The following is a 26948-nucleotide window of genomic DNA, read 5'->3' on the forward strand; positions in this document are numbered from 1 at the left end:
CCGTGATCACCATCAGCCTGTGTATGATTGTGAAGAACGAACAACGCACACTTGCGCGCTGTCTCGACTCGGTCGCCGGTATCGCGGACGAGATCGTTATTGTAGATACCGGTTCATCCGATCGTACGATGGAGATCGCCGCGCAATATACCGACCGGGTCTACATGTATGAGTGGAAGGATGATTTTGCTGCAGCGCGGAATTATTCATTCGACCAGGCCACACAGGAATATATTCTGTGGCTGGATGCAGATGATATGTTGCTGCCCGCGGAACGGGCGAAGCTTGAAAGGTTGAAGCAGCAGCTGCCGTCCGGGGGAGAGACGGCGGCTGTGATCTTGGGCTATACGCTGGCCGAGGGGGCGGAGGGGAGTCCGCTCGTGACAGACCGACGGATGCGCCTCGTCAAGCGAGAAGCGGAGTGCCGCTGGCATGGCCGGCTGCACGAGCAGTTAGGCTTCCCGCAGAGCGGTGTCATTACGGCAGACATTGCCGTCACGCACCGCCGCGAAGCGGGTCATCATTCGGCGCGAAACGTGCGCATTCTGCGCAAATGGATCGCCGAAGAGGGCGTTGCCCAGGGACGCCTGTTGTTCTATTATGCAGGCGAATGTTACGACCGCCAGCGTTATGCGCCGGCGGTTCGGGCGTACGCGAAGTTGCTGCTAGAGCCGAGCGGTTATCGCGAGGATCGGCTCATCGCCTGCGCGCGGCTGGCGGAATGTTATGAGCGGCTTGGCGAGCCGGGACGGAAGCTGGGCGCACTGCTGCAATCATTTCAATTTGACCTGCCGCATGCCGACTTCTGCTGTGCAATTGCTGCCTGCTTCCAGGAGAGGCATGAGATTGTGTCCGCCATTTACTGGTATATGCAAGCGCTCGATGTCAGCAGCCGCGATCCGGGTCTTCGTCCCGTGCCTGCGGCATGCCGCACTTGGCTGCCCCATGCCCGGCTCTCACTTTGTTACGCTCACATGGGAAACTGGGAGCAGGCGCTTCTGCATAACAGCAAAGCAAGGGAGTATCTGCCGAATGACCCTGGCCTGCTCGCCAATCGGCAGAAGCTTGAAGTGGTGTTGAGTAAGGGGAGCAGTGGGCCGGAAGAGGAAGAGAAAGAGAAAGAGAAAGAGAAAGAGAAAGAGTAGTGTTGATCTGTTCTAGAGGTGGAATAAGAGCAGCCCCGCTTGCCGTGAGAGTCGGCGAGAGGGGCTGCTTATTTTGTGTTTTTATTTTTCGGGTGCCAAGCAGCGAACGTACTGGTCCTTCATGCGCAGGCTTCGGCATGCCCAGCCCCAGCCGTCATAGATTTCGTCATTGATGTTTAGCGTAATGCTTTCTTCTACATACTCATTCCAGTTTTCGATCCGGAGTGTATTTTCATCTTCCCATTCCAGATGGTTATGTCCGTGGTATCCAGCGCGGTATATGGCCTTTACATTGGAATCACCAAGAGCGTTCGTTTTCTTCACCTCAACCCAGATTGTGACTCCACCTGCCGCTCCACCATAAGGTACGCCGTAAATCTCGGCGGTATATTCTCCGTTCCGTGAAGGCATGGAGTAGCTCAGATCTCCTTGTTCGGAACGATCAAACGTGGAGAAGTAAGGGCGAAGCGTGAAGTATAGGAATACGGCGGCGAACAGAGCCAGAATCAATATCGAAAATGCGGTGAATATCGGATGTCGGCGTATCCACGATTTTGGTGGTGAGATGTTTGAAGAGTCACTAGCATGTGTATGTTGTTTCGACATAAATAAAACGGCCCTCCTTTAATGGTAGTTGGATCGAACGATATGCGGAAATGGATATGTAGGTATGCAAATGTCTTTTTTGTAAGCAAATCATTAATCGATGGTAACACATTGCGAATATTAATTAATAACAAATAAGTTAAAATAATCCTTAATCAAGCGAGAGCTAAGTTAATGGAGGAGAGAGCCTTGTTAGCAAATTCAGGACTTGAAGAAGCAGTAAGAGACCGTAGTTTGATGTGGAATGTTTAACTTGCCTAAAGGTGGTTGATGCTGCAATTAAGCATGCCAAGCATGGTATAATAGAAAGAAACGGAGTTGATGGTCAGATGTCTGATTTGCTCGATCCTCGGAACGATTTTGTTTTCAAGCGTATTTTTGGCAGTGAAGAAAATAAAGATGTGCTGCTGGTGTTCTTGAACCGAACGTTTGCAGAATCGGGGGAACAGCCGCTGACGGAAATTGTACTCCTCAATCCGTATACCGATAAAGATGCTCCGCTGGATAAACAGTCCATATTTGATATTTGGGCGAAAACAGCCGAAGGTAAATTGATCAACATTGAGATGCAGTTGTTTAATAAATACGATATTGAAAAGCGGACCCTATACTATTGGAGCAAGCGTTATTCCAGTCAGTTGCAGGAAGGCCAAACGTACAAGGAACTGAAAAAGTGTGTGACGATTAATATTTTAAATTACTCGTTTATCGAAAATGAGCGTTATCATAATGTATTTCATCTGAGGGAAGACCATACTGGACTTGAATTGAGTGATGATCTCGAAGTTCATTTTATGGAGCTGTCCAAGCTGGATGATCAATCCGTTCCGATGGAAGGTGGTCTGATCAACTGGCTTTTTTTCCTGAAAGGTGCTGACAAATCCAATTGGGAGGTGCTGCAAATGAATGAACCTACATTGAAAAAAGCGATGGATACGCTAGAGTTTCTGAGTCAGGATCGTGAAGCACGTCGTTTGTATGAAGAGCGGCAAAAGTATTTGCATGATGAAGCCTCGATGATTGAATGGGCTACGGAAAAGGGCATTGCTAAAGGTATAGTGGAAGGCGAACAAAAGAAGGCGATCGAAATTGCAAAAAATATGCTTTCATTCGGCATCGAAGTTTCAGTCATTGCCAAAACAAGTGGTCTAACTGAGTCTGAAGTTGAGGCACTGAAAGATTAGCAACGCAATCCACAGAAAAAACTCGTCCCCACAAACAATGGGAGGTGCTGCAAATGAATGAACCTACATTGAAGAAAGCGATGGATACGCTGGAGTTTCTGAGTCAGGATCGTGAAGCACGTCGCTTGTATGAAGAACGGCAAAAGTATTTGCACGATGAAGCCTCGATGATTGAGTGGGCTACGGAAAAGGGTGAACGTAAAAAAGCTCTTGAGATTGCTAAGAACATGTTATCGTTTGGTATCGAAGTTTCAGTCATTGCCAAAACGAGTGGTCTAACTGAATCTGAAGTTGAGGCGCTAAAAGATTAGCAATTGTGTTTTAAATCCAAACAATCGTCTTGTCCCCAAAAGGGCAGGCGGTTGTATTTTTAATTTGCCCTAGAATGTTCAATCAGACCTGATTCTACTTGCAATCTTTCCGATCACTCAGGTGGTACGGCTGCTGCACATTTGCCAAAGATCGTTTTACAGTAAAACGCGGTTGCTCATTCGGGTCTGGGCCGTTAAACTAAAGGGAGCGGCGTTTGCTTGACGAACAAGTCATGAGAACGCCATTTTGTTGTCAAGGATGCGGTATATGCCGCTTTCGGATGTCAGAATCGGATCGGACCAAGCTGGTGGAAGAACACCGGTGATAAGTAAGGAGTCTTTACATGAGTGTGCAAACACCTACATTAGAAGAAGCGCAGGGTCTCCTGCAAAAATATTATGGCTACCCCGACTTCCGTGAGGGACAGAAAAAGATCGTAGCCAGCCTGCTCGAACGTGAAGATACGCTTGGTATTATGCCAACCGGGGGCGGGAAATCGATCTGTTATCAGATCCCCGCTTTGTTGTATTCGGGTCTGACGCTTGTCGTCTCCCCGCTGATCTCATTAATGAAGGACCAGGTTGATGCCCTGACCACGGCTGGTATTGCAGCCGCCTATATTAATAGTACGCTCAGCGGCAAAGAAGTGAATGATCGTATCCGCGCGGCGCAGCGCGGTGAGCTGAAGCTACTCTATGTCGCGCCTGAGCGACTGGAGCTGGATTGGTTCCGCGAGGAGATGGGCTATTTGCCAATCTCTTGCGTTGCTGTGGATGAGGCCCACTGTGTGTCGCAGTGGGGGCATGATTTTCGGACAAGCTACCTGGCGGTAGCGCCGTTTGTGGACAGTTTGCCGGAGCGGCCGGTGGTGGCGGCCTTTACGGCTACAGCGACGCCTGAGGTCATGGGCGATATTCTGCGGCTGCTGCGTTTGCAGGACCCGCAGACGTATGTGACCGGACTTGGGCGGGATAATCTGGCGTTTAGCGTGCTGCGCGGCGAGAGCAAAAAGGACTTTGTCCTGAATTACGCGCGCGAGCATGCCAGCGAGCCGGGTATTGTGTACGCAGCGACCCGTAAGGACGTGGACGATCTGCATCAGCGTTTGCTGCAGGCGGGATTGCCAGCAGGACGCTACCATGCCGGGATGACGGACGATGAACGGTCCCAGAGCCAGGAAGCTTTTTTGTACGATGATATCCGGGTGATGGTGGCGACAAATGCGTTCGGGATGGGGATTGATAAGTCTAATGTGCGTTACGTTATTCATAACAGCATGCCGAAGAACATGGAGGCATATGTGCAGGAAGCCGGGCGTGCGGGACGGGACGGAGAGCCGAGCCAGTGCATTTTGTTATTCGGAGCACAGGACATTATCACCCAGAAGTTCTTGATCGAGCAGAACCCGATGGAGGGCGACCGCAAACAAAACGATTACCGGAAGCTGCAACAGATGGTGGATTACTGTTACACGACGCGTTGTTTGCGCAGTGCGCAGCTGGATTATTTCGGTGAGGTGCATGAGGACAAGCCATGCGGCATTTGCAGTTCATGTACGGACGACCGTGAGCTGGTGGATATGACGATTGATGCGCAGAAAATATTCAGCTGCATTCACCGCATGCGTGAACGGTATGGTGTATCGCTGGTCGCTTCGGTGCTCAAAGGCTCCCGTGCAAAAAAAGTACTAGATTACGGCTTCAACTCCCTGCCAACCTATGGAGTAATGGGCAATCGTACGGAGCGTGAGATCGCCGAGATCATCAACGTTATGGTGTCCGAAGGGTATCTGATGCTGTCCGAGGGGCAGTATCCGGTTGTTCGTTTGCAGCCACTGGCGGTGGAAGTACTCAAAGGTCAGCGTGAAGTGATGCAGCGGGTGGTCCGCAAAACGGCGGCGACGGCTTCGGGTACGAACTATGGCGGACGTCGCGGACGCGATGCAATGCCATCTGCGGTTAATGAGACGGTATTTGAGCAGCTGCGTCTGATCCGTCGTGATCTGGCGGCGAAAGAGCATGTGCCGTCGTACATTATTTTCAATGATGCGACCTTGCGCGAGATGAGCGTGGTATGTCCAAGGACAGAACGTGACATGCTGGATATTAAAGGGGTCGGTGAGGTCAAGTACCGCAAGTACGGGCTGCCGTTCCTCGAGTTTTTCCAGAAGCAAACGGGCGAAGACGTGGATACGGATGATGATGCTTTTTATGAATACGAGTGAGATGTTGGATGAAGATTCTTACGTTTTGAAATGAAAAATATAGTCTGGTGGTCCAGACAAAGGTTGTGAACCATGAAAGTTATTCTCTCTACATTAAATGCAAAGTACATCCATACCTCTTTGGCCTTGCGGTGTCTGAAGGCGTACAGTGAGAAGGATTTTGATATTGAGCTGGCCGAGTATACGATTAAGGACCCGGTCATGAATATCGTGTCCGATCTGTATCAGCGCGGTGCTGACATGATCGGGTTCTCGTGTTACATCTGGAACATTGAAGAGACAATCAAGGTCATTGATATTTTGAAAAAGGTTATGCCTGAGGTGAAAATTCTGCTCGGCGGGCCGGAAGTGTCCTACGACACGGAATATTGGATGAACCGGATTCCCAATGTCGATTTCATCGTGATGGGTGAAGGGGAAGAGACGCTGCATCAGCTTTTGACGGAGCTGGAGGGGGACAAGAAGTTCCACTTCGTCTATGGACTGGCGTATCGCAAAGGGGAAGAAGTCATTCTCATGCCGGGACGGCCAAAAGCGGATCTGAATGATTTGCCGTCACCGCACCGTTTTGAAGAGGATATCCCGGAGCTCGGGAAACGGGTTGTATATTTTGAAACCAGTCGGGGCTGTCCGTTCAGTTGTCAGTTCTGTCTGTCCAGTATTGAGGTCGGCGTGCGGTATTACGATATTGAGCGGACAAAGTCGGACATTCTGTACCTGATCGAGAAGGGCGCGAAGCTAATCAAGTTTGTGGACCGGACATTTAACATCAAGCGGGATTATGCGCTCGAAATGTTCAAATTCCTGATCGAGAATCATCAGGGGACGGTATTCCAGTTTGAAATTACGGCTGATATTATGCGTCCCGAGGTACTGGACTATCTGGCAGAGAATGCGCCGCCAGGCACATTCCGGTTCGAGATTGGGGTTCAGTCCACGAATGATCCAACGAATGAACTGGTGAAACGCCGCCAGAACTTCTCGAAGCTGAGTCGTACCGTGAACAAGGTGAAAGCCAGCGGCAAAATCGACCAGCATCTGGATCTCATCGCCGGACTGCCGGAGGAAGATTACAATACGTTCCGTAAGACGTTTAACGATGTGTTTGCATTGGGGCCGGAAGAGCTTCAGCTTGGATTCCTCAAAATGCTGCGCGGTACGGGTCTGCGTCTGGATGCGGAGAAGTACAACTATACGTATATGGATCACGCGCCGTATGAGATTCTGGGCAGTGACGTGCTGCCGTTCAGCGACATCGTGCGCCTGAAGCGGCTGGAGGATGTGCTGGAGAAATACTGGAACGCACATCGGATGGACCATACGCTGAAGTATCTGATGGAGCAGGAGTTCGATTCGCCATTTGATTTCTTCCAGGCGTTCGGGGATTACTGGGAGGGTCAGGGCTGGCAGAAGATCGGTCACCAGCTGGAGGATCTGTTCACTCGTCTGCACAGCTTCCTGGAGTCGCGCAACACGCCGCATATGGATATTGTGCTCGGCTTGATGAAGCTGGATTATTTCCTCGGCCACAAGTACAAACCACGCAAAATCTGGTGGGAAGATCCGCTCCAGAAAGACCAGTGGGCGGGTTATATGAAAACGTTGGCTGAACGTCCGGAAGACGTTCGCCTGCCGCGTATTGCCGGTGCCACAGGCACGGCGTGGTTGGAAAGCAGCGGCACGAGTGCGATTGCCGCTGCGGGAAGTTCGGCTGCTGCCGGTGAAGACTCTGCCGCGGATGCGGCGGGTGTGATCAGCAGCGATGGTGCAGCGTCGCTGGCTTCGGGCGACGCAACAGGGTCCGCCGCGGATGGAGCGGCGGACGGGGTGGACGGCAACGCTTCGCGTGCGTTGCCGATGACCTCAGCCATGACCGCACAGACGGTCATGGGTGCCCGTGCTTTCGCCGACCTTGGTCTCGGCGAAAAGGAACTGCAGAAGCACACCGTATTGGATGTGCTTCCGTTCCGGCTTGAGCGTGTGCTTGCTGGCGCTAGCCCGCTTGCCGCGAAAGGCCGGACGCTGCTGGTCGTGGTATACCAGCAGCATGAAGGGCAGCAGGCGCAGTATTACACGCTGCCGCTGGAAGAAGAAGCCGCTGCTATGTAGGTGCAGCGGCTTGAGATAAGCACCGCGAGTATTGACGCGGTGCAACTTCATGAGATGCTGCACCCATTGGGCGCCGCATCTCACCCTTACGCGGCTTGCTATTGCACAAGCCGCGCCCCGCTCTGCCTTTTACCAAATCTATATGTTCCAAAAGTATCGGAAGGTCGTCTAATTCCCCATCTGGGAAGAAGAAGGCCTTTCTTTTTTGTTTTGGAGATGCCTCTAACCGAGTAACGATGGCCCCATTCTCGTCTGACATGACCTTGATATGGATCATACGTCCGCTACTCTGCCGCTCGTTAATAGCTTGTCTTCCTTTTACCAGTTGGTCTGTTTATGGCTGGCTTTCCTCCTTGTACAACGGTTCTTTTTTTTATTTGATTCAACTTATACCGTTGTTCCGAAGTAGTTTATCCCCCATACTTTACGCTCAAAATTTGTCATTATATAGAATATTATGTGGTAAAAAACTAACTATTTCTTTTAAGTTTAAAAATATGCAAAAAGTGCTTTTCAAGAGTAACGTCTTAGTGTAACATAGTGGAAAATAAAACCTTTTTTTGGATAATAAACAAGAATTAAGTCTAAACGACGAAGTTTAGGCAATTGAACGGAAACTATCATTTTGTTGTAAAACCATCTTTAAATAACTTACCAGGACTACATGAAGTCAGAATAAGAGGGGGATAGGATAGACCCAGGAAGTCTATCGATAAAACATGAAATATATCTGTATAAATTGTGAGACGGAGTATAGCGAATTCCGTTATACATGTACCTGCAATGGGATGCTGGATATTCAACAAGACTTTAGTGCAGTCGATACTGACGAACTGAAACATCTTTTTCATCAGCGTTTGTCTGACCGCCGGTCCATATATGCTAGTGGAGTATGGAGATATAAGGAGCTTATTTTTCCGGATGTGGAAGAAGAGATGGTTGTTTCGAAATATGAAGGGAATACAGGGTTGTACAGTCCGGAAACCGTGGAGCGATATGTGGGGGCAAGATCAGTATGGTTAAAAGCGCAAAGTGAAAACCCAAGTGGTTCCTTCAAAGATAATGGCATGACCGTTGCAGTTACACATGGTAAATCCATGGGATACAGCAGATTCACTTGTACCTCCACAGGAAATACTTCCTCTTCATTAGCGATGTATGCAGCAATCGCACAAACAAAGTCCTATGTTTTTGTGCCTAATAAAAATATTTCTTTAAATAAAGTACTGCAGACCTTGGCGTATGGTGCGAATATTTTCTCCTTCGAAGGTACATATGATAACGGAATTAAATTTTTAGAAGAACATAGTGAATCACTGGGCCTATATATTTGTAATTCGATTAACCCATTTCGGATTGAAGGTCAGAAAAGCATTGTGTATGAACTTGCACAAGACCTGAATTGGGAACTGCCGGATTGGATTGTGGTGCCAGGTGGAGCTCTGAGTAATGTCTCGGCTTTAGGAAAAGGTCTTTCCGATCTGTTCGCTTTGGGTTTTATTGATAAATTGCCTAGAGTTGCTGTGATTCAGGCAGAAGGGGCCAGCCCGTTCTATAAGATGATAGCTGCACAAAAACAAGTGCTTGAACCTGAGCCAAACCCATACACCTTAGCTTCAGCCCTTAATATTGGTGACCCACCAAGTTGGCGCAAAGCGATGCGTACGCTCGAGGAAACCAACGGTGTAGCCATGTCTGTCACGGATGAGGAAATTTTAAATGCGAAGGCCGTGGTAGATGCTTCTGGAATCGGTTGTGAACCTGCTTCAGCAGCAACGGTAGCCGGTGTCAAAAAGTTAATACAAGCAAAGATAATCGATAAGGACGAAACGGTTGCATGCATCTTGACAGGCCATATTTTGAAGGACACAGACGCGCTTCGTATGTATCACATCGAAAAGGACCACCCCTATTCCAATAAAATTATTTCATCTTCTCTTTCTATGGATAGCATTATTGAGAAAGTAAGATAACGGTTTATACAAACTAACGTAGAGATGGAGATATTGTGAATGAGTAATGAAGCGTTAAGCATCACAAATGAATTATATGAACAAGGCTACAATGCGTATACTGGAGTGCCATGTTCATTATTAAAGGGACTATTCAGGATTTTAGAAGATAAGGAGTATGTTGAAAAGAAAGAGATTGTCTATATGCCCGCAATTCGGGAGGATTCTGCATTAGGTGTTGCCGTAGGTATGCATTTAGGAGGCAGGAAATGTGCCATTTTAATGCAAAATTCAGGTCTGGGCTATTCCATGAATGTCCTGACATCATTATATTCAATCTATCAAATTCCAGCTTTGCTAATTATCAGTTGGAGAGGGGCTTTTGAGAATGATGCAGTCGAACATGATCTCATTGGCGAGCGGCTTCTTCATGTACTAGATGCTATTAAAATACCTTATGTGGAATTTGACAAAGAACATAGTGCAGCTTCTGTTAAAGCTTGTACTGAGCTTATTGAAAAGAATAGCATGCCGGTTGCTTTGTTGATTAAAGAGGCGATTTAAGGAGGCCATATGAGGAAAATAGAAGTTATAGAAAAATTGATTACAGATTATCCGGATGCTCATATTATATCAACTTGTGGATACATTACGCGAGATTTGTATAATGCCAGTGATAGGCCGGAACACTTTTATATGGTTGGTTCAATGGGAATGGCGGCACCTATTGCCTTGGGATTGGCCAAAACGAATCCTCAAAACACATTTATTGTTCTGGATGGAGACGGTTCGTTTGTAATGAATTTTGGTATTACGCTTATGATTGCCGAGCACAAACCCTCCAATCTTATCCATATTGTTTTGGATAACGAAATGCATGAAAGTACAGGGGGACAACACACTGTTCCCATCTCAAACTCAAAAGCAATTATGGAAAATATAGGGTATAACAAGGTGCATGTTATTGAATCTTTAGATCAATTCCCGGAGAAAGTGGAAGAAGGCCCCGTTATGATTCACTGCAAGGTAGAAGCTAATTCAGGGAACATTGGAAAACGTGTAGAGTGGACACCACAAGAAATTGTAAAACGCTTTACGTCTACCTTGGCTGTGAGTGTCTCTTGATTTGTACCTGTGAAACGGAGGTTTAAACCATTAGCCCAATATCGTTGTTGGATTGCACATTGAGAGATGGCGGAAATCTTAACATGTGGAAGTTTACACCTGAAGAGATTAAACTGCTGATCCATCAATTGGATCATGCAGGCGTTGAGATTATAGAAATTGGATATCGCGGTGGATCGGGGAGCAATCGATCCACTCAGGTTGGAAGCGTTGCCAAATGTGATGCTGAATTGATTCTCTCCCTTCCACAACAACTCAGGTATTCACAGTATGCTGTCATGGTAATCCCTGAAGTCTGTGCACTTAGTCAACTTGAAGACTTGCGAGACTCATGTGTGACTTGGATTCGTATTGCTGCATACCCCCAACATGTTCAAAATGCATTAACCTATGTCTCTGTACTGAAAGACTGGGGATTTAAAGTTTGTTTTAACTTGATGTCAGCGAGTTATATTGGTGCTGGTGAATTATCCATGATTGCCCAAGAGGCCGAACACGCAGGCGCTGACGTCTTTTATTTTGCAGATTCGTACGGCGCTTTTCATCCTGACGATATTACAACCATTGTAAATACATTAAAGAATAAGACAGAGATACCGCTTGGGTTTCATGGACATAACAATCTTGGGTTGTCTTTTGCTAATACGCTGAGAGCTTTGGATTTAGGGGTGTCTTATATTGACACATCCATATGTGGAATGGCTAGAGGAGCAGGTAATCTGGCTACGGAGCAATTCGCAGCAGTCATGAATAAGTGGAAGCGGTATGAAGTGGAGTATGATTTAAAGCCTATATTACAGCTTTCCGAGTATTTCCTTGAGAAGGTATTAACGGTACCGATGAAAATTGCCCAGCCGGAAATAATCTGTGGACTAAATAACTTACATTACTATTACTATCAGCACATTGATCGTGTCAGCAAAACGAATGGTCTTGATCCCATGTACCTTGGCTACCGAATTGGTCAGCTGATGCCGCTTGGAGTCGACGCGGATATCGTGGAAAAGATAGGAGAAATAATTCAGTTGGAACAAGGAAGTACCATTCCCAAAAAGTGAGGAGATTTATTGTGAAAGCACAAAAACTCAGAAGTTTGTTTGCTGGAGATCGAATTATCCAAATCGTTGGAGCGCATGATGGATTAAGTGCAAAGCTGGTAGAGGAAGCGGGTTTTGACGGAATATGGGCAAGTGGTCTGGAAATTTCGGCAGTAAATGCTGTGCCAGATGCGAATATCCTCACGATGACGCAATATTTACAAGCCGCTGCTTCAATGGATGCTGTAACCAACATTCCGGTGATCGCAGATTGTGATTCGGGTTATGGAAATGTGAATAATGTAATGCATTTGGTACGTGAATACGAACGTAATGGTATTGCTGCTGTCTGCATGGAAGATAAATTGTTTCCTAAGTTAAATAGTTTTGCTGGCGGAGAACAAAAGCTCGCTACCATTGAAGAGTTTTCCGGGAAAATACGAGCTGCTAAGGATACACAGCGTAACCCTGATTTTATGGTAATTGCTCGAATTGAAGCACTCATTGCGGGTGCTGGAATGGATGAAGCTGTAGCAAGAGCGGAGGCTTATGAAGAATCAGGAGCAGACGCTATATTAATTCATTCTAAGAAAAATGATCCGTCTGAAATATTACATTTTTTAAGTCTCTATTCCAATAGATTACCCATCATCTTGGTACCCACAACCTACCCTCAGATTAGTGCCTCAGAACTGCAAGAGTATGGAGTGAAAATGGTTATTTATGCAAATCATGGACTCAGAACTTCCATCCACGCGATCAGACAAACATTCCAGCAAATCAAATTAGCAGGAAATACCTTACAGATCGAAGATAAAATCGCATCGGTTCAAGATGTTTTTAAATTGCAAGGGCTTCAAGAAATGCTTGATGCTGAAGACTATTATACAGAACAAAGATATAAAAAGGTGGAAGTGCCGGTTATAAGTAAATAACGATAAAGGAGCTGTTTGCCTTGTTAACCATTGATCAGCTGCAATCCTATCATAAGGATGGATTCATTTTATTAAAGAATGTAATATCAGCCGAGGATTTAGAAAGGTTAAGATCGGCTATAGAATTGGTTTATCAAAAAGTTAACAGTGATCCTTTACAGTTCAAGACCAGGTATACCCAAAAGGATGAGGACTATGATACATGGGGCGTTGCGGACATCTTATCTCCGGAACTTCGTCATCCTTCTTTTGACGAGTTGTTAGCTAATCCGAAAATTATGTCTTCTATATCTCAAATTATTGGTGATCAACTTCGATTTTGGACAATGCATTCTTTCTGGGCTCCTCAAAAAGTGGATTACAATCTTGTTTGGCACCGTGATCAGCAAGATCCCTATGATTTTGATCAACAGGGACAAACTACGTTTCTGCTAGCCAATCTTTCTTTATATGAAGATGAAGCTTTTAAAGCAGTTCCTGGTACGCATATCAGAGCATTGAATGAACAAGAACTGCAAGCAATTTTAAACAGAGAATCGGCCCCCCTCCCTAATGAAGTCACACTGCATTGTGAACCTGGTGATCTCGTACTATTTAACGCTTTAATTCTTCACCGTGGGTCTACTAAAGCGGGTAGTGAAAGACGAACTGTCCATTTTAGCTTGCAAGCCAAGGACGAAACGAAGGGCGGATATACGTCACGTCCTTGGATGAAGGATGAAGCATATAGAGAAAGTCTTCACCCTGTAACCCAAGAACTCATTACTTCCTTAATTGAATGGGAGGATGCGAATCCTATAAAGAAATCTTTGGCCGGAATGCGAAGAGCCTATAGGGATCATAATCACATTACTAAGTAATTTCTAAATATCGAATAGAGGTGTTTGAAATCAAAACGATTACACTTCATTTTCTGAATTCAAATGTTGTTATGTTAGTTGAGGATGGAGTTCAAATAGACAGGGTGATTGACTTCTTCAGCACACATTTTGTTATCCATGAACCACTGGATGATACTTCTTCGTGTATAGCGACCATTCGTATACAAAAGGGAGAAGCAGATCTTGCAAATTATGCTGATAATCATGGTTGGGAATCTGTATATATTCGAAAAAGTGCATCTGCTTTTTTCACGATTCCGGCTGTACGTCAGCAAATTGGAGAAAAAGAACATTTATTCTGCAAGCATACAAATACGCTCTTAACGTTTGATGCTTCTAATAAATCCATTGACATTACAAGTGGCGACATAACGTCTGAAGCATTTAATTTGATTTTAATTGAGCTGATTAGAGATGTCGTGATTAAGAATGAAGAAAACGAAGGAACCGTGATTCTTCATGCTTCATGTGCTTTCCGAAATGGTTTAGCCTACTTGATTACAGGGCCTAAAGGCTCTGGGAAAACAACGACAATCATGGAGTTGGTGCATCGGTTCGGCTATCAATTAATGAGCGGAGACAAAACGTTTCTATTTGAAGAAAATGGTGTTCTGATGGCCAGTGGTTGGCCAGACTACCCCCATATCGGCATAGGAACACTTACCAAATACCCGGAAGTGATCAAGAAAGTAAATATGAACATTAATGCGGAAGAAATTAAGGATATTTGGTCACCTAAACATAAGGTAGCCGTTGATCCTCAATTATTCAGAGAATTAATGCCATCATCTGAACCAGGAGTACGATGCCCGGTGGCGTATATTTTTTATCCAACCGTCTCATCTTCTCCCGATTGCTTCATTGAATCGTTATCCGATCATCAAGATAGAATAGGAGAAAATATCGAAACGATACAAGAGAACAGCGACAGTTGCTGGAATCATTATATAAAAGTTAATCATGACAAGCTTCGATTATCTGTTAGCAAAATTACAGAAATGTTAGAGCAAGTGCAAGCGCTCCGAATCATCGGTTCAGGGGTACTGCCGGAACATGAGAGTATTTCATTACCACTTCATTCAGGAGGATAAAATGAACGAAAATATACAGCTTCAAGATCATGAAAGGCTTCTACTGCTCTGCTCACGTATTGAGATGACAGTAGAAAACGAAGAAGAGGCTAAAGGAATTATTGATAAGGGATTTGATATCGATAAATTGGTTTCTTTGGCGAATCGTCATAAGGTGCTTCAGCTGATCGGTGGTCACTTACTTCGATTAGATCAAACAGGAAAAATTAAAAACATGTATAAGCGATTATTCAATTCCTACTATATCAGTAATAAACATCGTAATGAACTGATGTTTGCCGAAGGCTTGCAAGTCTTACAGGCATTTGATCAACAATCGATTAAAGCGATCCCTCTCAAAGGCTTTGTGCTTCTTCCAAAAGTATATAAAGATATGGGGCTTCGAATTTGTAATGATTTGGACTTCTTGATTGATTTATCGGATCGAAACAAAGTTTCTCAGGTGCTTAAATCACTTGGGTATGTGATTGGTGATTATGATTGGTCCAGTAACACGATAAACCAAGTATCGAGACAAGAGGAAATGCTTTGGAAAATGCATATTGGCAACATTTATCCGCATGTAAAACTTTCTGAGGACCCGATCGTAAGGCATATCGATATCGATTTTTCTTACGATGTTGATCTAAAGAAAAATTATCAAGCATCAAAAGAATTACTAGAGAATGCAGTACAAACTAATTTAGAAGGTACACCTGCTTTTTTACTTGAAGAAATGGATTTTTTGATCCACATCGCCATCCATTTATATAAAGAAGCAACCAACGTTCAATGGGTATTACTGCATGCCGATTTAAATTTGATTAAGTTTTGTGATTTGCGAGAATGTACGCTGAACCTGTTGGAAAGCGGTCGATTGGATTGGAATTTACTCGCAAAACGAGCGAAGGACTTGCTTGCAACCGAAGCGTTGTTCTACTCTTTTTACTATTTGGATTACTTGTATGATGAACATTATTCAGATGAACTCCAACCGATTTTAAATATTAGAGATGAAACATTCCTGGAAAAGTACGGAGAGCTGGATTATGGCAGCGCCGTGAAATGGAAGAAATCATTTGTCGAGCGCTTTTTCTCCCTTTCTAATGCGGATGAATTAGAAGGAACTTCAAGACTGGAACAATTTAAAGAAAAAATGACATGAAAAGTAGGTGGAATTGTGGATAAAGAGTTGAAGCAAAAAGTAATCGAAATTGTCATGACAGTTACAAAGCTCGAAAAAACACCTGCGGAGCAAGAAATTTTGCCGATTGATTCCTTTGCATCCGTAGCCATTATTGTTAAATTGGAGGATGATTTTAGCATAATGTTTGAAGACAAGGATCTAGTTCTTGATAACTTTTTATCAATTGGCTCCATTGTCAGCATGGTGACTGAAAAGAAATCATTAGTTAGCTAAATTTACGAACGTAGGAGCGCGCGATGTTAAAAGAAATAAAAATATCTTCGAAAGGCTCTGATCATTCCTATGATATTACAGAGCAAATTGAATGCTGCCTGGGAGAGATGGAAAAAGGCAGTGGGATCGTACATGTATGTGCAGTGGGAAGTACGATCGGCTTAACCGTCATGCGTTATGAACCCGGTGCGGTTCAAGATCTGTTACAGATGTTAAATGAAATAGCCCCCCATGAAAAAAAATATGAATACCAACATTTTCGTACGACTGGTGATATGAACGGAAGTTCTCACATCAAGAGTTCCATTTTAGGAACAAGCCTTTCGCTTCCTGTGAGCAATTATAAATTAGCAATGTCTCCCACCCATCGTGTTGTGTTATTTGATTTTGATTTGCAGGAAGCAACCCGTACCCTTTTTATTGATTTATAGAGAGGAAAATATAACTATGAAACTTCGTATGGCAACTCCGGGACCGACGCAGGTTCCCAATGAAATTTTAATGGCTGGTGCAAAGGAAGTCATTCATCATCGTTCACCACAAATGCAGACATTGATTGAGGAAATTAATCAGGAGCTTCCCAAATGGTTTCGAACACAAAACGATGTTTACATCTTACTTTCATCAGGGACCGGGGCAATGGAGGCGGCAATTTCTAATAGCTTAAATATAGGTGACAAGGCAATCGTAGTGTCCAATGGGTATTTCGGTGAGCGATTTGTAGATATTTGCCGCATTCAGGGTGTCGAGGTGGTTGAGATCCGCACTCCATGGGGAACATCTGCCTCAATGGAATCCATTGAGGCAACGTACGAACTGCACCCGGATGCGAAAGCCATCTTAGTAGTCTATAGCGAGACTTCTACAGGAGTTAAAAACGATATCCAAAGTATTGGGCAGTATTTTAAGGATAAAGATACGCTCGTTATTGTGGATGCAATCAGTGGTTTGTTATCACATGCGCTAGAGATGGACGAGTGGGGGCTGGATATCGTATTAGCTGCGTCACATAAAGGATTTATGATGCCACCTGGTCTCGCTTTTGTTAGTGTGTCCGCAAAAGCATGGAATGCCATTGATCGGGTGAAGCCACGCAGTTATTATTTTTCTTTTGCACGTTATCGCAAATTTTACCCAATGGCTCCTTCAAGCCCAGGTGTATCTCTGCTTCAAGCTCTGCAGGTATCTTTACAATTATTAAATAATGAAGGTTACGATGCTTGTGTACGCAGACATCAAGGGATTGCTAAAGCGGCAGGAGCTGCACTTGAAGCATTAGGTTTTGAATTGTTCGTTCAGGATCCGAAGGTAAGAAGTAATACGGTTACCGTTGCTAAAGCACCTGGTGGTATATCAGCAAAAAGGTTACTTCAAATCCTCAGTAACCAATTTGGGCTTACCGTAACAGGCGGACAAGGTGAATTAAAAGATACCGGTATTCGAATTGGTCATGTGGGTGCAGTTGATGTAATCGACATAATGGGTATTTTCGGTGCTATTGAAATGAGTTTAAGCGAAATGGGCTATACCTTTGATCGAGGAAGTAGTCTGAAAGCCATTCAAAATTCATTAGCGGAGGAATCAGTCTATGTTTAAGTTATACCAAAGAGAAAAATGTCCCTATTGTAAGCCTGTGAGGGAACTGTTAACCGACCTGGGTGTTTCTTATATCAATATCAATGTTACGAAAGAAAGATCTGAAAGAACAGAACTAATTGAGCTTACGGGTGTACCTTTTGTCCCGGCTCTGCATGATGGAGATCATATTCTTTCGGGCCGCCTAGAAGATAACGAGCATATTCTTGCCTACATTCAACAGCATTTTTCCGAAGTAAAACAGGACGTTAGTGCGAAATGAAGATCGCTTTAATTGGCGATATTCATAGTCGGTTTGCTCAAGCGGAACAAGTGGTAACCAAAATACGTACAGATCAAACTGAAGCGGAAATCATATGTATGGGTGATGTTTTTGAAGTGGAGAAAAAACCCGTGTATTCAGCGGATGAAACTGCGATAGAACCGATGCCATTATCCAACTATGTTATGAATGCTACGCATTCATTTATCCATACCCTTAATACGTTTCCAGGTGTTATCGGTAATCAGGAAGAAAAACTGATCAAACTCATGCCTTCAACCCAAATACCTGAACATATCGCTATTTTTTTAGGTTATCCAAGAGAAATTACCAAAGGGGATCTGCTCTTTATCCATGGTCATCAGCTGTCATGGGTAGAGGGGGACCCTGAGGTGTTCCATCCGTTAATTGAAAATGCAATGTTTACTTATCGGCTTTTTTTTTATGGTCATAATCATGATCAAAGAATATTTGGTGTCAATCAGGTCAATGGAGAGATGTTTTACAAAGAAATCCCCATTCAGTTGGGGAGTCCGATACCTTTGGACAAGTATGAAAAATACCTTATTAATGTTGGAGATATAAAGAGCACACCTTCAAAATGGGCCATTTATTGTAGTGATGCGGATACTATAACCTTTTATGAGTTATCCGCTGCCAAAGTATAGAGAGGAGTATCTCATTGTGGCTATTTTAATAATCAATCGAAGAGATCATGCCATCACACCCTATGAAAACTGGTTAATCTCAACAAAACAAAAACTAGTGATGTTGTCTTCCTCCGAATACCAGTTAAGTTATAATCACGTTGTAAATAACTATGAACACTTGGAATGGTTCGATCATTTCTCGGTCAATGGTAATGTCGAGAAGCGAGCTATTGCTTTACATAAAATATACAAGTTCACAGCCATCATTGCTATTTCTGAATCAGATCTGATTCGAGCAGCGGAATTACGTGACTATTTAGGCATTCCAGGCCAAACGATGGAGAGTGCTTTAGCATTTCGCAATAAAGTGATGATGAAAGACAAACTGAAACATACAGACATCCAACTGTCGCCTTATTGCAAGGTAACTTCGAGTATAGACTTGTTGAAGTTTGTTGCGGCTCATTCCTATCCAATCGTAGTGAAGAAAGTAGACGGGACAGGCTCCAAAGAAGTAGCGATCATTCATACAGAATCAGAACTGGAGCACAGATTAGAAGAAGGCTTCAAGGGAGAATGGATCGCAGAGAAATTTGTATCGGGACGAATTTATCACATTGATGGTGTTGCGATGAAGGGCGAGCTTTTATTTTGCTGGCCTTCTGTATACATTAATTCTTGTCTCGCTTATATGGATGCGAAACCATCGGGAAGTTATATTCTAGAAGCTGATAATCCACTTGTAACGCGGTTGAATGAAATGGTAAACCAGATTTTATCCTATATGCCATGTCCGGAGGTTATTGCATTCCACGCGGAGATTTTCCACACAGAGGATGATGAATTAATATTGTGCGAGATAGCCAGTCGTGTGGGGGGTTCCAAAATCGGTATAACATTAAAAACGGCCTTTAATATTGATTTAATGAAAACATGGGTTCAAATGCAATGTGGTATCCCGATATCCTGGGAATCCGTTGAGAAAGAGCCGCGGACGATCAGTGGTAATGTGCTTGTCCATCCAGGGAAAGGCACGTTTTTGGGCCCACCAGAAACGGAGTACCCGGATGAGATAATCGATTTTGAGCTTCTTGCATCCTCTAACCAACACTTTAACTATGGTCGTAATTGCAATGATTGTCTGGCTTCCTTTGTATTAATTGCCAATAGTGAACAAGATATAGAAGAACGATTACTGGCAGCAGTGGATTGGTTTCAAACGTCAATGAAATGGGACAATGGAGAAATCATTCAACATGCATAGTCCTTCAGTCATGCTTCATTCATTGCCATCTAAAAATCAGCTGCGCTTTTTTGTTAAAGATCGGATTGGAACAGTGGGTTCACTAAAGATGGTGCCTGTTTTCGAAGAAAATCAAGAAAGCATCTTTGCTTTTCTGGAAAAGGAAGATTGTGCACATCTATTCTCGGATAGCCCATACGTACCCGTTGCTTCTGAGATCCATTGTACAGACTCCATTGAAGAATTGATTGCACAGCATAATGCTGCTCTGCCCTCTACCTGCCGCGAAGTTTGTCTGTGGGTGGAGAGTTCAACGTGGGGGGTGGAAGAATCCCTTTTTGCGTTATTATATGCTATTTATTTTAGCAAGAAAGTGGTAAGCCTGAATAGCTTGGATGAGTTCACCCAAAATAAAGGGCTAAGTGTCAGAGACCACTATGACTCTTGGTTTTTTATTATGCCTTACTCACGCTTAGATGGCGAAAGTAATCTTAAACTAGCTCATTTTGCAAAGCCCAGGGGATTCCTTCCTTTTACCGATTACACTACTTTAAGTTTGTATTTGTTGAAGCGTATCGTGCTGGAGGACAAGTTAAATAGCAGCATTCGGTTGAATTCTGTGCTGGCCAATCGGATTAAACTCCGAGAGGATGAGGCCATACAGGCCGTCGCGGGTCAGATGGAAACCCATTACCTACCTCGAGATCATTGTTCCCTGGAAAGCACATCAGACTTAATGTTCCGACAAAGCAGGCTGCTCGAGTTTAACTATATGTCACATTGTCGCGAATGTGCGATCGTAATGAATGATTATTTGTTTTGTAGTGTGCAGGCAGGTGAACCCGATAACGATAACAACACTGAAGAATGCAATAAATTTGCACCACGTTGCCTGTTACACACAGACCAATGCTGTATTGAAAATCGCAAACGGCTTTCCATCAAGGACCTGTATGCCAAATTTCTGTTTTTGAATGGTTGCAACCTTGGTGACGGAGCACAGAGCTTTATTCCTTACCGTCATACGATAGTTAGAAACCTTATTGAAGGGCATGCACTAAGCGTCATTACAACACCAAGCATTAAAATCGGTGATGTTTCTGAGAATATTCTGGCCCATAATTTATCGAAATACGGGTATACCGAAGGGGTCAAAACACAGTATATCAATGAATTCCTTAGGTATAGCGGTATTGAAAACAACTATTACTATCAAATTGGAGATCCAAGCTTGATATATGGGGGTCTTAAAGTCAAGAAGACTCGTGTCTCCATGACTGATGCATCAAAGGTCGAAGTTACCCTGTGTGATATAGCTCAAGAAACATATGCTGAGGTTGATATTCAGGTGGAAGAATCGAGTTTGCATGGGCTGGATCTTGCGAAAATATCCCTTATGGACTCTGATCATAGACAAATACCTTTACATCAGAAGAAACTTTACTTCGCATTTATTAAAAGTGATGTTTCCAGAGTGAAGTTACTTTTGTTCTCAAACCAACCGTTTGAATGTGATGAGATTCATGTGGTAATAACCGTACGAAATCATGTGGAAGAAGCCATGAAACGAATTGAAATCTATCAAGATAGTCTGGATTTTTTTAAGGAATGTGTTTCCATAGGCAGCAATTTAAAAGGGAAAATAGAGGATATTCATAACTATTGGAAATCAGTCCCTTATTTATATCGTCGATATCGTTATTGTTTACAATCAAGAAACAAGCTGGAAAAAATGATGCACAAATTGGAACAGAAATATTTGAACGTGAGTCAAGAAATATATAGTCAGATGGTTTCATATACAAGCAGCAAAAGAGATATATTTTTTGAAAAGATAAGTGAAAAGCGTACGAATATCACTGCGCTTGCCTTTACTTCTACTTGTTATGATTGTGGTTATGCAAGTGCTAGATTTGAATCTTCGATTATGACAGGACCAGGGAAGTCAGTGAAACGAATAAGTTACAAATGTTTTCAGTGTGGATGCATTTCTGATTTTCCTGAGGCTGCATTGTCGATCAAAGGGAACCCAAATCTCCGTTTTGGGAGAGAGGGTTTAGAGGCAAAATTGTATGAGATAAGTAATCAGCAAAATGAGCCTTTCGAAATAAACATTACAGGGATTAGCATTGATAGCGAACTTATTGATGTGGAGATTGATCAGGATAAATTGGAAATTCAGCCAGGTGAAAGTTCATCCATATTTATTAAATTGAAGCCAAGCTCGAAATTAAAGCAAGGTGTTTACTTGTTCTCTTTTTACATCTTGGTGAACAGTCAATTCTATTACTTATCCAAAACATTTGGATATGAAGAAAAGTAATAAATACAATTATTGAGCAGGCAGTCACTCCAAATATAAGTGGCGTATTAGAACTAATATTGGAAAGCAACTATTATGGAAATGGAGTGGAGCTTGTGCGAACGGTTATCTTAAATAGGTTTTCTCCGAATACAGTCAATTACGAAGAGTGGCTCCGTGGTATTGATAGTGAATTCATAATCTTTTCGAAGCATAAACATATCGAGCATTTTGGTGAGTTCTTCGATGAAAAAATTGGATATGAGAATATCGATACTGACGAAAGAGCCTTCTCCGCAATTGTGCAGCTTCATCAAACAAAGAAAATCGATTGGATCATTGCTGCTCACGAATTTGATTTATTGAAAGCTGGTCAGCTTAGAGAATATCTTAATATTAAAGGGCAAACTGCGGAAAGTGCACTTGCTTTCAGGGATAAAGTTGTAATGAAAGAGATGGTTTCCGAAGTAGCTAACGTACCTGTGTTCGTAAGAATAAATCATGTATTTGATTTAATAGAGTTCAAAAAGAAGCATGGTCTTCCTATAGTGATCAAGCCGGTGGATAGCGCTGCTTCTGTAGGTGTAAAAATTGTCCGTGATGAAACCGATTTTGAACGTCTTCTAACTAACGGGCTTGATAAGAATCTAGAGGCTGAATGTTTTGTTGATGGAGACATGTATCATATCGATGGATTATACGAGAACAATAAAATTTTATTGTATAGTCCTTCCCGCTATATCAATGGATGCCTGGCTTTTCAGGATAATAACTATTTGGGCTCCGTGATGTTAGATAAAGAAGACTTGCTATATGAAAGACTTCAGCAAACCTTGCTAACCGTATTAAATGCACTCCCCGTACCCGATCATCCTATTGCATTTCATGCAGAGTTTTTTCATACGGCCAATGATCAAATATTATTATGTGAAGTCGCCTGTCGTGTGGGTGGAGGGGAGATTAATGAAGGTGTAAAGTATGCGACCGGAATTGACATATTGCAAGAATCTATAAGATCCCAATGCGGTCAAACCATAAAATTAAACCAGACCTCGAATAGACTAACGGGTTGGATGTTAGTACCTCCTCAAAATGGGAAGTTGTTATCTGTTAATTCTAATCTGCCCTTTGAATGGGTACTAAAGTGCACCATAAAGGAAGAAAACATCGGAGAGTCATTTAATGGTGCCGAATCAAGCGTAGATGCCATTGCTTCATTATTAATTTATGGAGATAGTCAGACAGAAATAGAAAATCGACTGCATATGTTGTATTTATGGTTCCAGGAAAACACAGTGTGGGAATACCGCACTGAACCCGTAATCATAGGACATTCTCATGAGTGAATTTTTTCAATTGCATCGAAATGTAAGACTAAGGGTCATTATTATTTTTTTTAGTACCCTCACCTCCAACATGATCTTTCCTTTTATGTCTATCTATTTCGCAAGATTTATCGGAATTAGTGCAACAAGTATAATTCTATCCATAGCCATTTTGTGTAACATGGCTGCAGGGATGTTGGGAGGATATTTCTCTGATCGAATAGGGCGTAAGAAACTGATGATTTTATCAGAGGGCTTACGTGTAATCACGTATCTCATGTTATTGTTATCAAACTTACCCGGCAACGCTTTTCCTTATATAACTATCGTTTTTTTTGTGATGAACAGTATATGTTCAGGATTATACGGTCCCGCCTCAGAAGCCATGCTCCTTGATGTAACTAATTCAGCACAGAGAAAATTAATGTACAGTATATTATATTGGGCAACCAACCTGTCCATAGCTTTGGGGGGCACGCTTGGAGCGTTATTATTCAATAACCATCTATTCTTTTTATTCATGTTGTTATTATTCTCTTCCATATGCTCGTTCATCATTACTTACAAATTTATTGTAGAAACAAACTTGCCCCAAGACGAGCAAAACAAAAAGAGAAATGTATTTAAGGATCTATTTCTTAATTATAGGACTGTAATGAAAGATTCTCTGTTTATCCTTTTCATCCTAGCTAGTATGTTGTTATTTTCGATTGAAAGTCATTTGGCAAATTTTATAGCCATTCGCTTAGAAAATAACATTCAGGATTTTGTACTGTCACCTCTAAATTGGGCATTAGATGGGATACAGGTTTACGGTTATTTGAGAACAGAGAACACGATACTTGTAATTATTCTTTCAATTATATTCACGCAATTCATTAAAACGTGGCCTGAAAAAAGAACGATGTTTATAGGATTTTCAATGTATATCTTTGGTTATGTCATTTTATCATACAGCAATCAAGCGTGGATTTTATTTGGAATAATGGTAATAGCGGTTCTAGGTGAAGTGCTTTTTGTGCCTATTTATGAATCCCTTTTAGGAGATCTTGCACCTGATCATTTGCGAGGTTCTTATTTGGCACTTAACAAAATTGCCACTAAAGGTGCTAGTTTGATTGGTGCAATAGGGGTTTATTTAGCACATGTTTTATCACCAATAGGGATTACCATTTTTGTTGGTTTATCTGGCGTGATCGCGATCTTATTGTTGTATATGATTATGCCGGCAATTTATATGCGTCGCAAACAGATCAATGAAACATAGTCATTTATTGAATCAGGAGCGGGACTTCCCTAGATCATTCCGAGAGTCCTGCCTGATTTTATTTTGATTCATTATGTTACGCTCTTCAATGCTTAATATAGTTTCAATCCTAAGGAGGTAATTAGTCATGTCTATACGGGTTCCTGTTACAGGGGTGCTAAATGAAAAACAAGCATACGCACTCACTTTAAAATTGGCCTATAGTATGGAGGGAATATGTGCATGTACATACGACGAAATCAATAGAGAGATCATTGTTGAAAGTGAAAACGAATCCAATACGGAATATGTGCTTGGTATTATTCAAACAATGATCCTTGAAGAAAAAGAAATAAGAGCAATGGGATCTCGCTTGATTAAAACGCAAAATCAACAAAAGCAAACCTATCCTACCATTGATCAAACTGAAATAGCGAATTATTTCGATTTGAATGGAACAACGAAAAAAGAACTTGCAGTAGAACTGTATTCCATATTTGATTTGATTTTTCAAAACATCAGCCAAAACTACAACGCAAAAAACAGAAAATATTCCTCTCTTATCCCGCGTGAGGTAATGGATGTATGTAAATATGTAAATTACTTCCCTCAAAATGCATACTTTGTAGCTGAACTGCCTCATGACTATTACGTACTCAAACAAGTTAAAGTTGAAAATGATATAGAAAATTTCGTTAGGTTGAATGAATTTATGCTTTCGCCTGCTGTATGTTTTCATTGTTACCAGGAGCTCAAAAATCAAGAAATAAAGGATTCGATCGTTTTCACGGCCGAAGGAAGCTGTTTTAGACACGAAGCAGCGTGGAGAGTGGGGCAACATCGAATGAACGAATTTTCAATGAGAGAAATTATTTATTTTGGACAACCAGAATTTGTTTGCCAAATACGTAATGATATTTTAGAGGAGATCTGGGATCTGTTCAATGAATTAGGTTTTTGCGGTAGGATAGAAACTGCGCACGACCCGTTTTATTTCCCTCAGGATTCCTCACGAGCCCAACATCAAATGCTTGCAGATATGAAATACGAATTAGTTGTGGAGATTCCCAATTCAGATATTTCCTTTTCCATTGCCTCATTTAATAATGTCAAAGATACGCTATGTAGGGAATTTGAGATAACCTCCTCAATGGATAAAAAATTCCTGCATTCAGGTTGTGTAGCATTTGGTATTGATCGTTGGGTATACGCCTTAATGTCCACTTTTGGGCTGGATATTCAATGTTACCCACAAAAAATCCGTGAATATTACAGGAGATGATCAACAATATAAATTTTCATTAGCGCGCACAAAATGTTATAAAAGTGGTGGTAATGAAACCTGATTTAAAACTGAGTCACGGAATATTTCGTATCCCTAGAAGGGATGAGAGGGTCTTTAATTGTCCCACTCAGTGCTATTTTATCATTGAAGCTGATCTTTATTTATTTTTCCATCTGCAATTTCGATGATGCGGTTGCATCTTTTGGCGACTTCTAAATCATGCGTTACGATAATGACGGTTTTTCCTTCCTGATGGAGCTGCTGCAAGAGATTCATGATCTCCTCTCCGGTTTTTTTATTTAGATTTCCAGTCAGCTCATCGGCCAGAATTAATTCAGGTTCTCCGACCAAAGCTCTCGCGATGGCAGTCCCGCTGCTGTTGTCCAGCCGGTAGTTCATCCGTTTTTTTGTGCATGTGCTCCATCAACCCACTGATATCCAGTATATTTGTCCCAAGAAGCAGACCAAGCTTCCGCAAGTATTGTCGGAAAAGGAAGTCGCTCAATTGTTCAAATCCGTAACCAACCCTAAACATAAGGCCATATTGTTTCTAACCTATTCTTCTGGACTTCGTGTAAGTGAAGTTGTGCGTTTGCGGTGCAGCGATCTTGATATTGAAAGGCAAACACTCATCGTGAGACAGGGGAAGGGGCAAAAGGATCGAAGAACGATCCTATCGAGTCTAGCGTGGGATATGGTGCAGAAATATGTCACTGAATATAGACCAACCCGTTGGCTCTTTCCAGGGCAATCTTCTGATAGGCATCTTACGGAGCGAAGTGTGCAGAAAGTTTTTGAAGAAGCCAGACAACGTGCAGGCATTGTGAAGAAGGTTAGTATTCATGTCTTGAGGCACTCTTTTGCTACTCATTTGTTGGAAAACGGAACAGACCTGCGCTATATTCAGGAACTACTTGGTCACACGAGTGCACGAACAACACAGCGATATACCCATGTTAGTACGAAAAATATTCAGCGTATTCAGAGTCCATTGGATCGTTTGGATTTAGGAGATTGAGTGCTTAGTAAATCTCCCTTT

Annotated in this window: 24 protein-coding genes and 2 pseudogenes; 24 read left to right on the forward strand and 2 right to left on the reverse strand. The window is 42.8% G+C overall.

From position 1 onward, the window contains the following. Window positions 1-2 precede the first annotated feature (2 nt). Window positions 3-1145, forward strand: a complete 1143-nt coding sequence (locus AC3ITG_RS07615) for a glycosyltransferase (protein ID WP_489253333.1) — start codon at window positions 3-5, stop codon at window positions 1143-1145. An 81-nt stretch (window positions 1146-1226) separates the two neighbouring features. Here the strand turns inward: AC3ITG_RS07615 and AC3ITG_RS07620 are convergent, their stop codons facing one another. Continuing rightward, complete coding sequence (locus AC3ITG_RS07620) at window positions 1227-1751, reverse strand: DUF5412 family protein (RefSeq protein WP_489253334.1); 525 nt, start codon at window positions 1749-1751, stop codon at window positions 1227-1229. A gap of 329 nt (window positions 1752-2080) precedes the next feature. On the opposite strand from AC3ITG_RS07620, the gene AC3ITG_RS07625 reads away from it, so the two are divergent. The 22 genes and pseudogenes from AC3ITG_RS07625 (at window position 2081) to AC3ITG_RS07730 (ending at window position 25906) form a co-directional block, all read left to right on the forward strand. After that, window positions 2081-2935 (forward strand): Rpn family recombination-promoting nuclease/putative transposase, encoded by an 855-nt coding sequence (locus AC3ITG_RS07625; protein ID WP_489253335.1) that lies wholly within the window; start codon window positions 2081-2083, stop codon window positions 2933-2935. Between the two features lie 38 nt (window positions 2936-2973). After that, window positions 2974-3246, forward strand: a pseudogene (locus AC3ITG_RS07630) (PD-(D/E)XK nuclease family transposase); the annotation flags it as partial. A 344-nt stretch (window positions 3247-3590) separates the two neighbouring features. Further along, entirely contained in the window at window positions 3591-5471 is a 1881-nt protein-coding gene (gene recQ, locus AC3ITG_RS07635) for a DNA helicase RecQ (protein WP_072734229.1), read from the forward strand. A gap of 72 nt (window positions 5472-5543) precedes the next feature. After that, window positions 5544-7580, forward strand: a complete 2037-nt coding sequence (locus AC3ITG_RS07640; RefSeq protein WP_489253336.1) for a B12-binding domain-containing radical SAM protein — start codon at window positions 5544-5546, stop codon at window positions 7578-7580. Window positions 7581-8299: 719 nt separating this feature from the next. Further along, complete coding sequence (thrC, locus tag AC3ITG_RS07645; RefSeq protein ID WP_413027297.1) at window positions 8300-9553, forward strand: threonine synthase; 1254 nt, start codon at window positions 8300-8302, stop codon at window positions 9551-9553. Between the two features lie 39 nt (window positions 9554-9592). Further along, window positions 9593-10096 (forward strand): hypothetical protein, encoded by a 504-nt coding sequence (locus AC3ITG_RS07650; RefSeq protein ID WP_163756653.1) that lies wholly within the window; start codon window positions 9593-9595, stop codon window positions 10094-10096. Between the two features lie 9 nt (window positions 10097-10105). Further along, window positions 10106-10657, forward strand: a complete 552-nt coding sequence (locus tag AC3ITG_RS07655) for a thiamine pyrophosphate-dependent enzyme (protein ID WP_449008492.1) — start codon at window positions 10106-10108, stop codon at window positions 10655-10657. A 47-nt stretch (window positions 10658-10704) separates the two neighbouring features. After that, window positions 10705-11715 carry a beta/alpha barrel domain-containing protein gene (locus tag AC3ITG_RS07660; protein ID WP_489253337.1) on the forward strand — a complete coding sequence of 337 codons (1011 nt, stop codon included), beginning with the start codon at window positions 10705-10707 and terminating at the stop codon, window positions 11713-11715. Between the two features lie 11 nt (window positions 11716-11726). Next, a complete protein-coding gene (gene aepX, locus AC3ITG_RS07665) occupies window positions 11727-12629 on the forward strand; it encodes a phosphoenolpyruvate mutase (RefSeq protein ID WP_449008493.1) in 903 nt (300 codons plus the stop codon). A 20-nt stretch (window positions 12630-12649) separates the two neighbouring features. Next, window positions 12650-13489, forward strand: coding sequence for a phytanoyl-CoA dioxygenase family protein (locus tag AC3ITG_RS07670; RefSeq protein WP_489253338.1), 840 nt, complete (start codon window positions 12650-12652; stop codon window positions 13487-13489). Between the two features lie 20 nt (window positions 13490-13509). Beyond that, window positions 13510-14601 (forward strand): phosphoenolpyruvate carboxykinase (ATP), encoded by a 1092-nt coding sequence (locus AC3ITG_RS07675; protein WP_489253339.1) that lies wholly within the window; start codon window positions 13510-13512, stop codon window positions 14599-14601. A gap of 1 nt (window position 14602) precedes the next feature. After that, window positions 14603-15745 (forward strand): nucleotidyltransferase domain-containing protein, encoded by a 1143-nt coding sequence (locus AC3ITG_RS07680; protein ID WP_489253340.1) that lies wholly within the window; start codon window positions 14603-14605, stop codon window positions 15743-15745. 15 nt (window positions 15746-15760) lie between these two features. Continuing rightward, window positions 15761-16000 (forward strand): acyl carrier protein, encoded by a 240-nt coding sequence (locus AC3ITG_RS07685; RefSeq protein WP_489253341.1) that lies wholly within the window; start codon window positions 15761-15763, stop codon window positions 15998-16000. A 23-nt stretch (window positions 16001-16023) separates the two neighbouring features. Continuing rightward, entirely contained in the window at window positions 16024-16431 is a 408-nt protein-coding gene (locus tag AC3ITG_RS07690) for a YjbQ family protein (RefSeq protein WP_163756666.1), read from the forward strand. Between the two features lie 16 nt (window positions 16432-16447). After that, the gene (locus tag AC3ITG_RS07695) at window positions 16448-17596 is read left to right on the forward strand and encodes a pyridoxal-phosphate-dependent aminotransferase family protein (RefSeq protein ID WP_489253342.1); all 1149 of its coding nucleotides are present in this window, start codon (window positions 16448-16450) and stop codon (window positions 17594-17596) included. Continuing rightward, entirely contained in the window at window positions 17589-17858 is a 270-nt protein-coding gene (locus tag AC3ITG_RS07700; protein ID WP_400346876.1) for a glutaredoxin family protein, read from the forward strand. The genes AC3ITG_RS07695 and AC3ITG_RS07700 overlap by 8 nt, the downstream gene beginning before the upstream one ends. Continuing rightward, window positions 17855-18526, forward strand: a complete 672-nt coding sequence (locus AC3ITG_RS07705; protein ID WP_489253343.1) for a metallophosphoesterase family protein — start codon at window positions 17855-17857, stop codon at window positions 18524-18526. Before AC3ITG_RS07700 ends, AC3ITG_RS07705 begins: the two co-directional genes overlap by 4 nt. A 16-nt stretch (window positions 18527-18542) precedes the next feature. Beyond that, window positions 18543-19772 (forward strand): ATP-grasp domain-containing protein, encoded by a 1230-nt coding sequence (locus AC3ITG_RS07710; RefSeq protein WP_489253344.1) that lies wholly within the window; start codon window positions 18543-18545, stop codon window positions 19770-19772. Next, window positions 19765-22074, forward strand: coding sequence for a hypothetical protein (locus AC3ITG_RS07715; RefSeq protein WP_489253345.1), 2310 nt, complete (start codon window positions 19765-19767; stop codon window positions 22072-22074). Before AC3ITG_RS07710 ends, AC3ITG_RS07715 begins: the two co-directional genes overlap by 8 nt. 95 nt (window positions 22075-22169) lie before the next feature. Continuing rightward, the gene (locus AC3ITG_RS07720) at window positions 22170-23399 is read left to right on the forward strand and encodes an ATP-grasp domain-containing protein (protein WP_489253346.1); all 1230 of its coding nucleotides are present in this window, start codon (window positions 22170-22172) and stop codon (window positions 23397-23399) included. Then, the gene (locus AC3ITG_RS07725; RefSeq protein ID WP_489253347.1) at window positions 23392-24645 is read left to right on the forward strand and encodes an MFS transporter; all 1254 of its coding nucleotides are present in this window, start codon (window positions 23392-23394) and stop codon (window positions 24643-24645) included. Before AC3ITG_RS07720 ends, AC3ITG_RS07725 begins: the two co-directional genes overlap by 8 nt. Window positions 24646-24772: 127 nt before the next feature. Continuing rightward, on the forward strand, window positions 24773-25906 hold the full coding sequence (locus tag AC3ITG_RS07730; RefSeq protein ID WP_489253348.1) for an aminoacyl--tRNA ligase-related protein: 1134 nt from the start codon (window positions 24773-24775) through the stop codon (window positions 25904-25906). 144 nt (window positions 25907-26050) lie between these two features. On the opposite strand, the pseudogene AC3ITG_RS07735 reads toward AC3ITG_RS07730, so the two are convergent. Continuing rightward, window positions 26051-26351, reverse strand: a pseudogene (locus tag AC3ITG_RS07735) (ATP-binding cassette domain-containing protein); the annotation flags it as partial. Window positions 26352-26414: 63 nt separating this feature from the next. On the opposite strand from AC3ITG_RS07735, the gene AC3ITG_RS07740 reads away from it, so the two are divergent. Next, window positions 26415-26927: a tyrosine-type recombinase/integrase gene (locus AC3ITG_RS07740; RefSeq protein ID WP_489253349.1), complete on the forward strand. Its 513-nt coding sequence runs from the start codon at window positions 26415-26417 to the stop codon at window positions 26925-26927. Window positions 26928-26948 lie beyond the last annotated feature (21 nt).

It is taken from the genome of Paenibacillus sp. GL_099_B, assembly GCF_057835695.1.

Excerpts from the sequence above, each read along its gene's own strand:
- AC3ITG_RS07620 (WP_489253334.1), bottom strand. The coding sequence starts at position 1,751 with ATGTCGAAACAACATACACATGCTAGTGACTCTTCAAACATCTCACCA.
- AC3ITG_RS07625 (WP_489253335.1), top strand. The coding sequence starts at position 2,081 with ATGTCTGATTTGCTCGATCCTCGGAACGATTTTGTTTTCAAGCGTATT.
- recQ (WP_072734229.1), top strand. The coding sequence starts at position 3,591 with ATGAGTGTGCAAACACCTACATTAGAAGAAGCGCAGGGTCTCCTGCAA.
- AC3ITG_RS07640 (WP_489253336.1), top strand. The coding sequence starts at position 5,544 with ATGAAAGTTATTCTCTCTACATTAAATGCAAAGTACATCCATACCTCT.
- thrC (WP_413027297.1), top strand. The coding sequence starts at position 8,300 with ATGAAATATATCTGTATAAATTGTGAGACGGAGTATAGCGAATTCCGT.
- AC3ITG_RS07650 (WP_163756653.1), top strand. The coding sequence starts at position 9,593 with ATGAGTAATGAAGCGTTAAGCATCACAAATGAATTATATGAACAAGGC.
- AC3ITG_RS07655 (WP_449008492.1), top strand. The coding sequence starts at position 10,106 with ATGAGGAAAATAGAAGTTATAGAAAAATTGATTACAGATTATCCGGAT.
- AC3ITG_RS07680 (WP_489253340.1), top strand. The coding sequence starts at position 14,603 with ATGAACGAAAATATACAGCTTCAAGATCATGAAAGGCTTCTACTGCTC.
- AC3ITG_RS07690 (WP_163756666.1), top strand. The coding sequence starts at position 16,024 with ATGTTAAAAGAAATAAAAATATCTTCGAAAGGCTCTGATCATTCCTAT.
- AC3ITG_RS07695 (WP_489253342.1), top strand. The coding sequence starts at position 16,448 with ATGAAACTTCGTATGGCAACTCCGGGACCGACGCAGGTTCCCAATGAA.
- AC3ITG_RS07700 (WP_400346876.1), top strand. The coding sequence starts at position 17,589 with ATGTTTAAGTTATACCAAAGAGAAAAATGTCCCTATTGTAAGCCTGTG.
- AC3ITG_RS07705 (WP_489253343.1), top strand. The coding sequence starts at position 17,855 with ATGAAGATCGCTTTAATTGGCGATATTCATAGTCGGTTTGCTCAAGCG.
- AC3ITG_RS07715 (WP_489253345.1), top strand. The coding sequence starts at position 19,765 with ATGCATAGTCCTTCAGTCATGCTTCATTCATTGCCATCTAAAAATCAG.
- AC3ITG_RS07725 (WP_489253347.1), top strand. The coding sequence starts at position 23,392 with ATGAGTGAATTTTTTCAATTGCATCGAAATGTAAGACTAAGGGTCATT.
- AC3ITG_RS07730 (WP_489253348.1), top strand. The coding sequence starts at position 24,773 with ATGTCTATACGGGTTCCTGTTACAGGGGTGCTAAATGAAAAACAAGCA.